The organism is Pseudomonas sp. UBA6276, assembly GCF_002438365.1.
Taxonomy (GTDB): Bacteria; Pseudomonadota; Gammaproteobacteria; order Pseudomonadales; family Pseudomonadaceae; genus Aquipseudomonas; species Aquipseudomonas coleopterorum.
The window spans coordinates 1-12,961 of sequence record NZ_DJUS01000114.1 but is presented as its reverse complement, the minus strand read 5'-3'; the positions used below and the strand labels follow the sequence as shown (position 1 = coordinate 12,961).

The following is a 12,961-nucleotide window of genomic DNA, read 5'->3' as shown; positions in this document are numbered from 1 at the left end:
GCGATCGAAAACATCACCCAGGGCATCAGCGTGATCGATCAGTCGCTGCGCCTGGTGGCGTGGAACCACCGCTATCTGGAGCTGTTCAATTACCCGGACGGCTTGATCAGCGTGGGTCGGCCGATTGCCGACATCATCCGCTACAACGCCGAGCGCGGCCTGTGCGGACCCGGTGAAGCACAGGTGCATGTTGCTCGGCGCCTGCACTGGATGCGCCAGGGCCGCGCGCACACTTCCGAGCGGCTGTTTCCCAATGGCCGGGTCATCGAGTTGATCGGCAACCCGATGCCGGGCGGCGGCTTCGTCATGAGCTTCACCGACATCACTGCCTACCGCGAGGCCGCGCAGGCCCTCAAGGATGCCAACGAAGGCCTGGAACAGCGGGTCGCCGAGCGCACCCATGAACTGTCGCAATTGAACCAGGCGCTGACCGAAGCCAAGGGTCATGCCGAATCGGCGAATCAGTCCAAGACCCGTTTCCTGGCCGCGGTCAGTCACGACCTGATGCAGCCGCTCAATGCCGCACGGCTGTTTTCCGCCGCGCTGTCGCACCAGCCCGGTTTATCGACCGAGGCCAGCCAACTGGTGCAGCACATGGACCATTCACTGCGCTCGGCCGAAGACCTGATCAGCGATCTGCTGGATATCTCCCGCCTGGAGAACGGCAAGATCAGCCCGGATCGCAAGGGCTTCGCCCTCAGCGAACTGTTCGATGGGCTGGGGCCGGAATTCAAGGCGCAGGCCCGCGAACAGGAGCTGGATTTCCGCGTGCGCGTCAGCCGCTTGCGGGTGGACAGCGATATCAAGCTGTTGCGCCGCGTGCTGCAGAATTTCCTCACCAACGCGTTCCGCTACGGCCGCGGGCCGATCCTGCTGGGGGTGCGGCGCAAGCCTGGCGCCTTGAGCCTCGAGGTGTGGGACCGCGGTCCGGGCATCGCCCGCGACAAATTGGAAACGATCTTCGAGGAATTCAAGCGCCTGGACAGCCACCAGACCCGGGCCGAAAAGGGCCTGGGCCTGGGCCTGGCGATTGCCGACGGGCTGTGCCGAGTGCTCGGCCATCCGCTGCAGGTGCGCTCCTGGCCGGGTCATGGCAGCGTGTTCAGCGTGACGGTCCCGCTGGCCGGCGTCGACACCCAGAACGCCCTGCCCGCTCCGGCGCCCGTGAGCCAGCCGCTAGGCGGGGCGCGAGTGCTGTGCGTCGACAACGAAGACAGCATCCTGCTGGGCATGCACAGCCTGCTCAGCCGCTGGGGGTGCGAGGTGTGGACCGCGCGCAACCGCCAGGAGTGTGCGGCGCTGCTGGCCGAAGGCAAGCGTCCGCAACTGGCCTTGGTCGACTACCACCTGGACGAAGGCGAGACCGGGACGCACCTGATGGCCTGGCTGCGCACTGCGCTGGCCGAGCCGGTGCCGGGCGTGGTGATCAGCGCCGACGTGCGCCCCGAAACCGTCGCCCAGGTGCACGCCGCAGGCTTGGACTATCTGGCCAAGCCGGTCAAACCGGCGGCCTTGCGGGCGCTACTCAACCGGTACCTGAGCCGGCACTGACACGCCGTCGGCATCGGCCTCGGCGCCGGCGTCCTGACGCGCTTCGGTCATGGCGCGTTCGAGCAGGTCGGGCGGCAGGCTCTTGCTGGCACGGGCGCCAAGCAACTTGAGCTGCTCGCTACGGCTGACCAGGTTGCCGCGCCCTTCGGTGAGCTTGTTGCGCGCCGCGCCGTAGGCCTTGTCCAGCTGCTGCAGGCGGTTGCCGACCTCGTCGAGGTCCTGGATGAACAAGACGAACTTGTCGTACAGCCACCCGGCGCGCTCGGCGATTTCGCGGGCATTCTGGCTTTGCCGTTCCTGCTTCCAGAGGCTGTCGATGACCCGCAGCGTTGCCAGCAAGGTGGTGGGGCTAACGATGACGATCTGCCGGTCGAAGGCTTCCTGGAACAGGTTGGGCTCGGCCTGCAGCGCAGCGGAGAAGGCCGCTTCGATGGGCACGAAGAGCAGGACGAAATCCAGGCTGTGCAGCCCGTCCAGGCGACTGTAGTCCTTGCCGGACAGCCCCTTGACGTGGTTGCGCAACGACAGCACGTGCTGCTTGAGCGCGGCCTGGGCGATGGCACCGTCTTCGGCGGCGATGTACTGCTGGTAGGCGGTGAGGCTGACCTTGGAATCGACCACCACCTGTTTGTCGCCGGGCAGCATGATCAACACGTCCGGCTGGAAACGCTCGCCGTCCGGTCCCTTGAGGCTGACCTGGGTCTGGTACTCGCGGCCCTTTTCCAGCCCGGCATGCTCCAGCACCCGCTCCAGGATCAGCTCGCCCCAGTTACCCTGAGTCTTCTGGCCCTTGAGGGCCTGGGTCAGGTTGGTCGCTTCGGTGCTCAGGCGCTGGTTCAGCTGTTGCAGGCGTTCCAGCTCCTTGCCTAGGGAGAAGCGCTCGCGCGCCTCGTTCTGGTAGCTCTCTTCCACACGTTTTTCGAACGACTGGATGCGCTCCTTGAGCGGATCGAGCAGTTGCCCCAGGCGTTGCTGGCTGTTTTCGGCGAAGCGTTGTTCGCGCTCGTCGAAGATCTTGCCGGCCAGCTCGGCGAACTGCGCGCGCAGTTCGTCCCGTGAACCCTGCAGGTCGTTCAGGCGCTGCTGGTGGCTGTCCTGCTGTTCGCGCAGTTCAGCCGACAGGCCGGCGCATTGCGCGTCCAGACGGCGCAATTCGGTTTCACGGGTGCTGCGTTCGATGCTCCAGGCGTGGGCGGCATCGCGGGCATTGTCGCGCTCGTTCTGCAGCAGCTCGACCTCGCGGCGCAGACCGGCCAGTTCGGCCTGCTTGGCCGAGTTGGCCTGGCTCAGGTCGCTGACCTCGTCGCGGCAGGCATCGAGCTGCGCGCTCAGGCCGTCCTGAGCCAACTGCGCGTTGCTCAGGCGCTCGTCGAGCAAGGCGACCTGGGCCAGGGCGGCAGTGCTTTTGCGCTGCAGCTGCCAGGCCAGTGCCAGGCACGGCAAGGCGGCCGCCAGCAGGCCGATCAACAGGCTGGTCACGTCCAGGGCCATGGTTTGCTCTCATGCAGGGTCGATGAGCGGCAGTCTGAGGCCATTGGCCTTTCGGGGCAAACCGGGTGTCAGTTGCGGCGCAGGTGGCTTAACGCGGTCTGGGCGGCCGGATCGCCAGCGCGAGCCGCCTGGCGCAGAAGTTCCTGGCCGATGCGCTGGTCGCGGGCGTTGCCGCAGTCACGGCACATCAACTGGCCAAGCCGGCTTTGCGCGACCACTACCCCTTCGCGTGCGGGTTGCTTGAGCATGCGCCCGGCAAGGTGTTTGACGTTGGCCTTGTGGCCCAGGCGGGGGCTGTCGAGCAGCCAGAGGGCGACCTTGAGAGTGAAACGCTTGGGTGCGGCGGGGGCTGAACTTTTCATGAAAAACTTTGGGCAGATCGGAAAAGCGCGCCACCTTACTCTTTTTTTTCGGCGAATGCGCGGGAGGGTGACTAGTGGCCGCAGGGCTGAAACGCCTATGGCTACCGGTAAGGACCTCTCCCTATCGGCTAGTCGGACAATGTTTCCGGCCAGTTGCGGGCACAGTGCAATATCCGCAAGACAGTCACGACTTGCCCTCGAATGACATAGGCGGCTATGAAAGAGGTGTCGACAATAACCACTTCGTACGTGCCTTCGACCCTACCGATACGACCGCTGAGCGGGTGCTGTTCCAGGCGGGCTACGCAATCGCTTATACGTTGATCCACCTGGATAGCCGCGGCTGGATTGAACTCTTCGGTGTAATCAAAAATTCGGTCTCGATCCTTGAGCGCTGCTGCTGTCCATTCAAGCCTCACTCGCTTACCTCTTTCGATTTCTGCAAGGCGATGGCTCGGCGTCTGGCAAAATGCGCTTCGACATCTTCGGCTGGAATGGCAGGCGTGTGCTCGGCCAGGGCTTCCATGACCTTGGATTTGAACCAGGCGTCGTGGGCTTGAGGATCCGTGGTGAGCCCAACGGGCAAGCCACCTTCATTCGCCACCCGGGTAAGCAGAATTCGAACAGCATCTGATAGCGTCATGCCCATTTTTCCCAGCACGTGGGCGGCACGATCTCGCAGTTCAGGGTCGATACGGGCTTGCACCAAAGCTGTGGCAGCCATGGGAACCTCCTCAATGGATTTAAACCCGAATGTAATTCAAACGAATTACACTGGCAAGATCTGTGTCGGTATCCATGCGCGCGTATTTCAACCCAACAGCCCTGCCCGACCGTGCTCGGCAACCTCCACTTCTACCCTGGCACTCAACGCCACCCACCGAATCCCGTTCCAGCTCCCGGTCGCGATCAGATCGCCAGCGCGCAGTGGATTGCCCACTGCGGCAGCATGCCGTGCCAGCTAGGGCAGGGAGTTCAGCGGTTCGACGAACGGCTGGCTGCCACCTGCTGCACGGTGTTCACAGCGGCAACTCGGTCTTGCGCCGGCGGGCCTGCGCCGGGGCCGGACGCTCGCACGGCAGAAACCGGCCACGGCCCGCTTCGCCGCGAGGCTCGCCATCCCACACCACATCGCCGCGCGACAGCGTCATGGCCGGCCAGGCGCTCAGTTGCATGCCGGCGTAGGGGGTGTAGTCGACGTTGTGGTGCAGCATCTCGTTGCTGATCGACACCGACTGCCCTTCATCCCAGATCACCAGATCGGCATCCGCGCCAATAGCGATACTGCCCTTGCGCGGGTACAAGCCGTACATCTTCGCCGCGTTGGTCGACGTCAGCGCGACGAAGCTCTGCGGGGTGATGCGGCCGGTGCGCACGCCTTCGGACCACAACAGTGCCATGCGCGTCTCGACGCCGGGAATGCCGTTGGCGATCTTGTCGAACGAGGCGTCCTCGCCGTGGGCGCGCTTGCCATCGGGGCCGCCGTAGCGAAACGGCGCATGGTCGGACGAGAAGATCTCGAACGAGCCGTTTTCCAGCCCATCCCAGATCACTTGCTGGTTGGCGGCGTCGCGCGGCGGTGGGCTACAGATGCACTTGGCGCCTTCGAAACTGTCGTCGCAGCCCAGCGAATCGGCGGTCAGGAACAGGTACTGCGGGCAGGTTTCGGCGTACACCTTCAAGCCATGGCTCTGCGCCCAGCGGATCTGCTCCACGGCCTCGCGGCCCGACACGTGGACGATGAGGATGGGCACGTCCACCAGTTCGGCCAGGGCAATGGCGCGATGGGTGGCCTCACGCTCCACCAGCATCGGCCGCGAACTGGCATGGTAGCGCGGCGCACTGAGCCCGGCCGCCAGCAGGCGCTCGGTGAGCCAGGCGATGCAGTCGCTGTTCTCGGCATGCAGCATGACCATAGCGCCCTCGCGGCGCGCCACGGAGAGGGTTTCGAGAATCTCCCGATCACCCAGTTTCAGCGCGTCGTAGGTCATGTAGATCTTGAACGAGGTGTAGCCTTCGGCAATCAGCGCGGGCAGTTCTTCACGCAACACCTCGGGCGTGGGGTCGGTGACGATCAGGTGGAAGGCGTAGTCGATCACCGGTTTGTCGCCGGCACGGCGATGGTAGTCGTCCACGGCCGCGCGCAGGGTTTCGCCCTTCTGCTGGCAAGCGAACGGAATCACCGTGGTGGTTCCGCCGCAGGCGGCCGACACCGTGCCGCTGAAGAAGTCATCGGCCATGACCGAGCCGTCGCCGGTGGGCTGATCCAAGTGCACATGGCTGTCGATGCCCCCCGGGGTCACATGCCGACCTGCGGCATCGATTTCCTCGAGGCCTGGGGGCAGGTCCAGCGCCAGGGCGGCAATGCGCCCGTCACGAATGCCGATGTCGCTGGTAAAGGTGTCTGCAGCAGTGACCACGCGGGCGTTGCGAATAACCGTATCGAAAGGTTGCATATCAAGCCTCTTCAAGCAGTAGCCGGCCCCAGCCGGTCAAGCGGCGCGTGTCCACGCCGGTCATGTTCAACATCGCCCAGACCACGGTGGTCACCGTATCGAACACCGGCACCCCGTATTGGCTTTCCCAATGCTCAGCACGTCGGGCGGCGTGCAGGTTGGTACAGAATGTGGTGATGGCTTCGGCACCGTCCGCGACCACCTCGGCCACCTGACGATCCAGCGTTGCCTCGTCCACTTCGGCGAAGGAGAAATTATCCTGCAGTGACAAGTGGCTTTCGGCGCTGGCATCGATGCCCAGCGCGGCATAGTTGGCAACGATCTTCGCCTGTACTTCCGCCAGATACGGCGAGACCAGGCCCAGGCGGCGAATGCCGAAGCGCTGCAGCGCCTTGTTCAGTGCCAGCACCGAGGTCGTCGCCGGTATCGCCGTGGCCCCGGTAATGGCCTGGCATAGCGCAACGTCGGTCTCGAAACCCAGCCATCCGGCAGATGTGCCGCTCCAGCCGATTACATCGACATGGGCATCGGCCAGCAAGCGCGCCGCGTCCAGAATCCGCTCGCGCTGGAACTGGCCCAGCGCGTCGGCGCTGAGGGCGATCTGAGTGACACTGAAGCGTGAGAAATGCACGCTGACTTCCGGCAGGCCGGCTATCAACGCCTGGGTCAGTGGCTCCAGTGCGGTGTTCGAGGAAGGCGTAAGCACGCCCAGGCGAATACAGCGGGTCATGCTGGACCTCCAGTGATCGCGTGCGAGGAAGGATAGGCGCGCAAAGGCTTTTCGCAACGTTGCCACAGGTCGCGGCACACGGTGTCGGCTGCGGCACGTACACAGGCTTCGTCGACCTGGGTCGAGCGGCCTTGGTCGATCACCACCCGACCGTCGACGATCACGGTTTCGACGTCGGCCCCGGTGGCGTTGTGCACCAAACTGCCCAGCGCATCGATGCAGGGAGTGAGGTGGAGCTGTCGATAGTCGAGGATGGCCAGGTCACCCAACTGGCCGACCGCCAATCGACCCAGGTGCTCGCCCCAACCTAGCGCCGCGGCCCCGTTGACGGTGGCCATGCGCAGCACGTCGCCTGGTTGCCAATCGTCGGCTACTTGCCCGGCACTCAACCGCCCTACCGCCAGCGCCCAGCGCATGACCTCGATCATGTCGCCGTGCATGGTGTCGGTAGCCAGGCACAGGCGCGCGCCGGCCTGCAGCAGGCGACGCGTCGGCGCCACCCGTCCGGACATGGCGTTGCCGACCGGGATGTGCACGACATGAGCACCCGAGGCGCCGATGCGGGCGATGTCCTCGTCATTCACGTGAATGCAGTGACCGGCCAGCAGGCGCGAATCGAGCATGCCCAGCTCATCGAGCAGTTGCACCGGCGAGCGGCCGTGGGTAGCGCGCACCCAATCCAATTCGTCCTGGCTCTGCGCCAGGTGCGTGCTGATCTGCAGACCATGCCGGCGGGCCAAGGCATCGATCTGGCGCAGGAAGTCCAGCGAGCAGGTATCGGGCGCGTGAGCGGTCAGGTGGGCCTGGATACGTCCGTCGGCTTGCCCTGCCCAGCGTTCGACGAAGGCCTCGGCGTGGTCCAGCTGCGCCAGGCCACGCTTCAGGTCGAAGCGCCGCGTGCCTTGCAGCACCGAGGCGAAATCGACATCGGCCAGACGTTGGCTGGCGAACAGGCGCACACCTGTTTCGGCCATGCCTGCCACTGTGTGCTCGGCATGCACGAAGCTGTCCACAAGCGTCGTGCAACCCGCCCGCAGCGCTTCCAGTGCACCGAGGCGGGACAACGCCAGTGCTTCTTCCGGGCTGAGCCATGAAGCCTGTGGCAAGCCGGGGGTGTAGGACGGCGCGAAGCCGCAGTCCGGCGCCACTCCACGGACGAAATTCAGGCCGGCATGGTAATGGGTATTGACGAAGCCGGGCACCACCACCCGACCCGGCAGGTGCAGATGCCGCACGGCTTTGGGAGCAGCCTGGTGGGCTGGCCCGACGTGGGCGATGCGTTGGCCACGGATGCCCAGGCTCGCGGACTGCGCACGGCCGTCGACCGGGTCCAGCAGCACCGCGCCGGTAATCAGTAGATCCAGTAGGTTGTCGATCATGCGGCCATCCACCCGCCGTCCACCATCAACGTGGTGCCGGTGATGAAGCTGGCCTCGGCGCTGGCCAGAAACAGCACGGCCTTGGCGACATCGTCGGGATGGCCCAACCGCGGCCAGGGGGTACGCCGCGTGGCCCGCGCCATCACCGCCGGGTCTACCGCCCGGCCACCGGCGCCGGTCTGGATCTTGCCGGGCGCCACCGCGTTGCAGACGATGCGCTGCTCGGCATAGTCGCCGGCAACCTGCCGGGTGAGGTAATCCACAGCCGCTTTGCTCACGCCATAGGCCAAGTCGTGGGGCGCGGCAATCATGCCGTGTTGCGAGGACAGGTTGACGATGCGTCCGCGGTTTTCACCAACTATCGGCTGGCCGACCATTTGCCGCACGGCAGCCCGGCAACAGCGGTAGACACCTCCGAGATTGACGTCCAGGACACGCTGCCAGTCGGCCTCGTCAAGCTCGAGCAAGGGCCGCGCGTGACGGATGCAGGCGTTATTGACCAGCACATCGAGGCGCCCGAAGCGCGCTACCGTGGTCTCGACCAAGGCTTCGACCTGAGCGCTGTCGGCTACGTCGGTCTGCACGAACAGGGCCTGATGGCCAGCGGCGCGAATCAGGTCGGCGGTTGGCTCGCCGCCCTCGATGACAGCCGTGGTGACATCGGCGATGACCACGCAGGCACCGTGGCTTGCCAGGTGCCAGGCAATGGCGCGGCCGATGCCGGATGCCGCACCGGTGACGATGCACACTTGGCCCGCCATGCTCGACGAGTTCGCCAAAGGGGTGGGAGTCATGGGTTCACCCTTGTCTGGGGGCCTGCCGACTGGGCAAGCCAGTGATGAAAATCGTGATCGGCAGCGTCGATGTCGAATCGCGGAGCGAAGCCGCAGTCTTCGCGAAGACGGTCGACCGCCATGCTCGCCCGGTCATGGTCGGCATACAGCTCGATGTTCGGTGTTTCCCCCGGCGCCGCCAGACGCCAGCGGAAGTCCGGGAAGCGTGTGGCCAGACGAGTGCACCATTGACTAAGCGGCCATTGGAAACCAGCCGCCAGGTTATAGAGGGGATATCGCCACTGCGGCTGGTCCAGCAGGCAGCCGATGGCCTGCGCGGCGTCGCGGACATACAGCCAGTCGCGCAGGCTGTCGCGCGCCAGGATCGCCGTGCCGCCACGGCGGGCCACTTGCAACAGTTGCAGGGGCGCGCTGAGGGTGTCGCGCACGCCGCTGTCGGCTTCCCAGGGCCCGAAGCAAGTGCCCAGGCGGCCGATAACCAAGGGCAACCCATGCAGTTGGGCAAGGCGCCGCGCAGCATCCTCGGCGCTGCGCTTGGATTGGCCGTAGAGGCCCTCGGGGGCCAAGGCGGAACGGGCTTCGTCGAGCAACGGCGCGTGACGCCCGGTGCTGCCGTAGACCGAGCCAGAGCTGATGTGCACCACCCGTGACACACCGCACTCGGCGCTCGCGCCAATGGCCGCGAGTACCCCGCCCACGTTCACTTCGAAGATCGCCTGTGGCGCTAGAAGCTCGCGCTCGGCGTCGGCGGTGATGGCGGCCAGGGTCACCACCCGCTGGGGACGATGGCGACCCATGAGCGTGCGCAGGTCGCTCGCATCCCGCACATCGCCCTGATGCTCGATGAAACGTCCCGGCAATTTGGCGAAAATCGCGCGCGCGGCGTCCGGAATCGGCCCCAGGTCGAAACCGATCACTTCTTCACCCGCCGTCAGCAGGTGCTCACTCAAGGCCAGGCCGACGAAGCCACTGCTGCCGGTGATCAGCGTTTTCATCTCAGGCGTTTTCCCGCAGCGGTTCCGGCCGCAGCAGCGCCAGGATGTGCCGCTTGTAGTCGTTGAAGGCCTTGCTGGTGGGGTCGCGCGGACGTTCTAGCTCGATCGGCAGCAACTCGCGGATGCGCCCTGGGCGGGCCGACATCACCGCCACATGGGTACCCAGTGCCAAGGACTCATCGATGCCATGGGTGACGAATACGATAGTACTCTGGCTCTCGCGCCAGATCCGGATCAGCTCGGCGTGCATGTCCATCTTGGTCTGTTCATCCAACGCACCGAACGGCTCATCCATGAGGATCACTTCAGGGTTCATGAGCAATGCGCGGGCGATGCCCACGCGCTGATTCATGCCGCCGGAGAGTTCGCTGGGAAAGTGGTTCTCAAAGCCGGTCAGGCCCACCATTTCGATGAATTTCTGCGCTTTCTCACGACGTATGTCATTGCCCACGCCGCGCATCTTCAGGTGAAAGGCGACGTTCTCCCAGACCGGCAACCACGGCATCAGGTTGGCTTGCTGAAACACCACGCCACGATCGGCCCCCGGCGCGGTTATCGACTGCCCGCCCACGCTGACGGTGCCCTGGGTAGGGTGATCGAAGCCGGCGATCATGTTCAGCAGGGTCGACTTGCCGCAGCCACTGGGGCCCAGCAGGCAGAGAAATTCGTTGCGCGCCACTGTCAGGCTGACGTCGTCCAGGGCAACGATGCCGGTAGGTCGCTTGGGGTCGTCGAACACGCGCGAGACGCGGTCGATGGTGATCAGTGCCATGCCTCAGCCCTCCTTCTGCAACGTGGAACCGCGCTGCCAGCGCAACAGGTATGCGCCCACCCGCTTGATCGCATAGTCACTGAGAAAACCCAGCAGGCCGATGCTGACCATGGAGGCGATGACGATGTCGTAACGCAGGAAATAATAGGAATCCCACAGCACATAGCCGACGCCGCTTTTCACCGCGACCATTTCCGCTGTGACCGTGAGCATCCACGCCGAGCCGATGGCGATGCGCAGGCCCGAGAAGATGCTCGGCAGCGCCGCCGGGAAGACGATGTAAAGCAATAGTTTGCTTGGCGTACCACCGGTCATGGCGCCTGCGCGCAACAGGTTGCGATCGCAGTTCTTGACACCGTGAATGGTGCTCAACAGCACCGGGAAGAACGACCCCATGAACACCAGAAAGATTGCCGGTTTGTCGGCGATGCCGAACCAGATGATCGCCAGGGGAATCCAGGACACCGGCGGTATCGGGCGCAGAATCTGCAGCACCGGCTCGAACAGGTTTTCTGCGGTGCGCGACCAGCCGATGGCCATGCCTGCGCCGACGCCGAGCAAAGCCGCGATAGCGAAGCCTGCGAACACCCGGAACGAGCTGGCGGCTACATCGAGGATCCAGTGGCCGCTGTAGCTCTGGGTGTTGCCATCGGTGGCGAAGACCCAGTCGGCCCAGGCGATCATGACCTGGGACGGCGCCGGCAGCAGCGCCCGCGGCAAGATCCCGGAGCGGGAAAAGATCTCCCAGCCCACCAGCAGCAGCACCGGCACAATGCCGCGTTCGATGCGTTTGTACAGACGCAGGCTCAGGGATGGCCCATGCCCTCGCCCGACCCCGTGCGCCTTGATGGCGGTACTTTTCATCTCAGTACCCCAGCTCGGTTTTCGGCTTGCCGGTCACCGCTTCCAGAAAGCTGTAGTCCAGGTTCTTTTCTACCTGCTGGCTGACATCGGTGCTGATGTACTTGAGGTCACGCATCATTTGCGCAATGGCCACCGCCGAGGCGCGGTGCATGGCGTAGTCGGGGTAGAGGTTGTCGACCGCGCCGGCGGCGATGGCCTTGTCCAGCCCGGTGACTTTCTGGATGGTGTCGATGAACAGCGGCTTGTCGTTGGCCATCAGGTCATTGACCTTGACGATGGAACGCACTGTTTCCTCGACGCCCTTGCGGTTGTCCTCGATCACATCGGAGCGGGTAACGATCAGGTTGGTCAACTTGCCAGCAGCCTGATCGTAGGGAAAGTCGAAGAACTTGGCCGCCTTGACCTCGCGGATCTGCGTGGCGAACGGGTCCACCGATGTGATCAGCTCCACTTCGCCGCGGCGCAGTGCCTGCACGTGGTCAGACGGGTTGGGGATGTTGATGAATTGCACATCCTTGTTGATATCGATGCCGTGCTTGAGGAACGCCCCACGCATATGGATATCCTGGGCGTTGCCGCGCGAAGCGGCGACACGGAAAGGCTTGTCTTCGGCCTTGTACTTGTCGATGAGCGCCTTCAAGCCGACCCAGTCGCCTGGCTGCAGCGGCAGGTCGTTGCCCACCAGAATCTGTGAGCCGCCGTTGATCTGCCCGGACACGGCCACCACGTCGAACCCCTTGTCCAGCGCGGTGGCGTAATGCAGGTAGGTGACCTGCGCCACGTCGATGCTCTTGGACAGCAGCGCCGTGAGTACGTCGTTGCCAGTGTTGAAGGCAATGGCGTCGAGTTTCACCCCGGTGGCGTTTTGCGGCGTCAGGGACAACGGCGTGCAGTGGGCGCACTTGGCGTAACCGAGTTTGACCGGTTTGGCTTCGTCGGCATGGGACATGGCCATCATGCCGAGGCTCAACACCAAGGCCGAAACGGCACGCTTGAGCAAGGTAGTGCACGAACGAATAGCTGGCATCGGGCTTCTCCAATTGTCACTAAAGGCTAAGGCTTTGTGGCAAAGAGTTTGCAACCGTTATGCCATGTTTGTGGCACTGGCTGGAAACCGCGTTGGTTTCAAAGCAGGCCTCTGGAGCTCAGGGGCTGCACAGCGGGGCCTCGCTAACCGCACGCAGCGGTTTTCGCGGTCGCACACTGCGCCCGTGAGTACGCGCTGATCATGGCCAGGAAACCGATCGCTGCCCGCCTATGGGTCGCCGTGGTGCATGTTTGGACAACCACACACCATTTTGTGACAATCCGCCATCTGACAGTAACGAAGCTTACGAGGAGCCTTTACGTGCTCGATCAACAAACACTCTCCCCCCGCTCGCGTCGTGTTCGCAGTACTGGGCAGATCCTGGGCACCGGCAGTACCCGCGATGGCATCTACGAGCGCATCCTCAACGCCGTGATGGAGCACCGCCTGATCCCCGGTACCAAGCTGGTGGAGGAGAAGCTGGCCGGGGTGTTCCAGGTCAATCGCACACGCATCCGCGAGGTGCTGGCGCGCCTGGCC

General features: G+C 64.4%; 14 protein-coding genes. 2 read left to right on the top strand and 12 right to left on the bottom strand.

Translation table 11 applies throughout. The annotated features are described in order from the left end of the window. Positions 1-1,551 (top strand): hybrid sensor histidine kinase/response regulator (locus tag B2V21_RS13495; protein ID WP_286917112.1); only part of this gene is annotated, 1,551 nt, incomplete at its 5' end. Here B2V21_RS13495 and rmuC read toward each other — a convergent pair. The 12 genes from rmuC to B2V21_RS13435 all read right to left on the bottom strand — a co-directional run bounded on the left by rmuC (position 1,522) and on the right by B2V21_RS13435 (position 12,421). Further along, positions 1,522-2,928, bottom strand: coding sequence for a DNA recombination protein RmuC (gene rmuC / locus B2V21_RS13490; RefSeq protein WP_192000240.1), 1,407 nt, complete (start codon positions 2,926-2,928; stop codon positions 1,522-1,524). The two genes, B2V21_RS13495 and rmuC, sit on opposite strands and share 30 nt — an antisense overlap. A 182-nt stretch (positions 2,929-3,110) precedes the next feature. Next, entirely contained in the window at positions 3,111-3,404 is a 294-nt protein-coding gene (locus B2V21_RS13485) for a sel1 repeat family protein (protein WP_286917111.1), read from the bottom strand. Positions 3,405-3,532: 128 nt separating this feature from the next. Beyond that, a complete protein-coding gene (locus B2V21_RS13480) occupies positions 3,533-3,823 on the bottom strand; it encodes a type II toxin-antitoxin system RelE/ParE family toxin (protein ID WP_122741697.1) in 291 nt (96 codons plus the stop codon). Further along, positions 3,820-4,128 (bottom strand): type II toxin-antitoxin system RelB/DinJ family antitoxin, encoded by a 309-nt coding sequence (locus B2V21_RS13475; RefSeq protein WP_122741696.1) that lies wholly within the window; start codon positions 4,126-4,128, stop codon positions 3,820-3,822. The genes B2V21_RS13480 and B2V21_RS13475 overlap by 4 nt, the downstream gene beginning before the upstream one ends. A gap of 295 nt (positions 4,129-4,423) precedes the next feature. Next, complete coding sequence (gene hydA, locus B2V21_RS13470; RefSeq protein WP_286917110.1) at positions 4,424-5,860, bottom strand: dihydropyrimidinase; 1,437 nt, start codon at positions 5,858-5,860, stop codon at positions 4,424-4,426. A 1-nt stretch (position 5,861) separates the two neighbouring features. Beyond that, the gene (locus tag B2V21_RS13465; RefSeq protein ID WP_286917109.1) at positions 5,862-6,590 is read right to left on the bottom strand and encodes a maleate cis-trans isomerase family protein; all 729 of its coding nucleotides are present in this window, start codon (positions 6,588-6,590) and stop codon (positions 5,862-5,864) included. Then, a complete protein-coding gene (locus B2V21_RS13460) occupies positions 6,587-7,969 on the bottom strand; it encodes an amidohydrolase family protein (protein ID WP_286917108.1) in 1,383 nt (460 codons plus the stop codon). Before B2V21_RS13460 ends, B2V21_RS13465 begins: the two co-directional genes overlap by 4 nt. Continuing rightward, a complete protein-coding gene (locus B2V21_RS13455) occupies positions 7,966-8,763 on the bottom strand; it encodes an SDR family NAD(P)-dependent oxidoreductase (protein WP_286917107.1) in 798 nt (265 codons plus the stop codon). The genes B2V21_RS13460 and B2V21_RS13455 overlap by 4 nt, the downstream gene beginning before the upstream one ends. Further along, entirely contained in the window at positions 8,760-9,758 is a 999-nt protein-coding gene (locus B2V21_RS13450) for an NAD-dependent epimerase/dehydratase family protein (RefSeq protein WP_286917106.1), read from the bottom strand. Before B2V21_RS13450 ends, B2V21_RS13455 begins: the two co-directional genes overlap by 4 nt. Before the next feature lies 1 nt (position 9,759). After that, positions 9,760-10,530 carry an ABC transporter ATP-binding protein gene (locus tag B2V21_RS13445; protein WP_286917105.1) on the bottom strand — a complete coding sequence of 257 codons (771 nt, stop codon included), beginning with the start codon at positions 10,528-10,530 and terminating at the stop codon, positions 9,760-9,762. Positions 10,531-10,533: 3 nt separating this feature from the next. After that, complete coding sequence (locus tag B2V21_RS13440; protein WP_122799807.1) at positions 10,534-11,394, bottom strand: ABC transporter permease; 861 nt, start codon at positions 11,392-11,394, stop codon at positions 10,534-10,536. Position 11,395: 1 nt separating this feature from the next. Further along, on the bottom strand, positions 11,396-12,421 hold the full coding sequence (locus tag B2V21_RS13435; RefSeq protein WP_286917104.1) for an ABC transporter substrate-binding protein: 1,026 nt from the start codon (positions 12,419-12,421) through the stop codon (positions 11,396-11,398). Positions 12,422-12,742: 321 nt separating this feature from the next. On the opposite strand from B2V21_RS13435, the gene B2V21_RS13430 reads away from it, so the two are divergent. Beyond that, on the top strand, positions 12,743-12,961 hold a 219-nt coding region (locus B2V21_RS13430), incomplete at its 3' end, for a GntR family transcriptional regulator (RefSeq protein WP_286917103.1).

Excerpts from the sequence above, each read along its gene's own strand:
- B2V21_RS13485 (WP_286917111.1), bottom strand. The coding sequence starts at position 3,404 with ATGAAAAGTTCAGCCCCCGCCGCACCCAAGCGTTTCACTCTCAAGGTC.
- B2V21_RS13475 (WP_122741696.1), bottom strand. The coding sequence starts at position 4,128 with ATGGCTGCCACAGCTTTGGTGCAAGCCCGTATCGACCCTGAACTGCGA.
- hydA (WP_286917110.1), bottom strand. The coding sequence starts at position 5,860 with ATGCAACCTTTCGATACGGTTATTCGCAACGCCCGCGTGGTCACTGCT.
- B2V21_RS13465 (WP_286917109.1), bottom strand. The coding sequence starts at position 6,590 with ATGACCCGCTGTATTCGCCTGGGCGTGCTTACGCCTTCCTCGAACACC.
- B2V21_RS13460 (WP_286917108.1), bottom strand. The coding sequence starts at position 7,969 with ATGATCGACAACCTACTGGATCTACTGATTACCGGCGCGGTGCTGCTG.
- B2V21_RS13455 (WP_286917107.1), bottom strand. The coding sequence starts at position 8,763 with ATGACTCCCACCCCTTTGGCGAACTCGTCGAGCATGGCGGGCCAAGTG.
- B2V21_RS13450 (WP_286917106.1), bottom strand. The coding sequence starts at position 9,758 with ATGAAAACGCTGATCACCGGCAGCAGTGGCTTCGTCGGCCTGGCCTTG.
- B2V21_RS13445 (WP_286917105.1), bottom strand. The coding sequence starts at position 10,530 with ATGGCACTGATCACCATCGACCGCGTCTCGCGCGTGTTCGACGACCCC.
- B2V21_RS13440 (WP_122799807.1), bottom strand. The coding sequence starts at position 11,394 with ATGAAAAGTACCGCCATCAAGGCGCACGGGGTCGGGCGAGGGCATGGG.
- B2V21_RS13435 (WP_286917104.1), bottom strand. The coding sequence starts at position 12,421 with ATGCCAGCTATTCGTTCGTGCACTACCTTGCTCAAGCGTGCCGTTTCG.